Below are 892 nucleotides of genomic sequence, written 5' to 3'. Positions count from 1 at the left end.
GAATCGGCATGGCCGCCGTAGAAGGCGATGCGGCGGTGGCCGAGCGCGATCAGGTGCTCGGTGGCCAGTTGCGCGCCGCGCTGGTTGTCCAGGCCGAGGAAACCCCAGTCGTCGGCGCCGGCGAGTTCGCGATTGAACAGCAGCACGTTCGCGCGTGCTTCCAGCACCATGTGCAGTTCGGCGGAGTCGCTGCCCTCGGCCGGCGACAGGATCACGCCGGCCGGCGTGTGCTCCATCAGCGAGGCCAGTACGGCCTGCTGCCGCGCGGGCGATTCGCCGGTGCTGCCGAGCAGGGTCACGTAGCCCTGCTCGCCCAACGCCTCGTCCACACCGGCGGCGAACTCGGCGAAGAACGGATTGGCCAGGTCGTTGATGACCAGGGCCACGCAGGTCGAGGTGCGCCGGCGCAGATTGGCGGCGCCGCGGTTGTAGACGTAGCGCTGCCGCTTCAGTTCCGCTTCCACGCGCGCACGCGTGTCGGCATGCACCAGCGGGCTGCCGCGCAGCACCAGCGACACGGTCGCGCGCGAGACGCCGACCGCATCGGCGATGTCGGTGACGGTCACCACCCGCTGGCGGTCGCGCGCGGCGGAGACAGGTGCGGTCTTTGTGGCCTTTTTCGCCTTGTCAGCATGCTCCGCCGCAACCGGCGCCGCCTTGCGCGCGGCGGCCTTGGCAACCTTGGAGCCTGCGGATCCGGTTCCGGGTGGACGCTTCTGGCTCATCGGATCGCTTCCCTTCGGACGAGATGCGCAGCGTAAACCATCGGCTGCGCGCGCCTGCCGCGCGACGGCACGGACTCAGCGCCAGCCCAGGCTGGCGGCGGACGGCGGCGCCGCGCACGGCGACACCGGCAGGTCCTGCGGCTGCGTGCCCCAGCCCTGCGGCTGCG

General features: G+C 71.5%; 1 protein-coding gene. It reads right to left on the bottom strand.

Translation table 11 applies throughout. The features are described from left to right. Nucleotides 1-725, bottom strand: a 725-nt coding sequence (locus D183_RS25100; protein WP_017910093.1) for a LacI family DNA-binding transcriptional regulator, incomplete at its 3' end; no start/stop codon positions are given. Between the last annotated feature and the right edge of the window lie 167 nt (nucleotides 726-892).

The sequence above is a fragment of the Xanthomonas sp. SHU 199 genome, from assembly GCF_000364665.1.
GTDB classification, from domain to species: domain Bacteria; phylum Pseudomonadota; class Gammaproteobacteria; order Xanthomonadales; family Xanthomonadaceae; genus Xanthomonas_A; species Xanthomonas_A sontii.
Note: the sequence above shows the minus strand (reverse complement) of the source record. Positions and strands in the feature narration are given on the sequence as shown.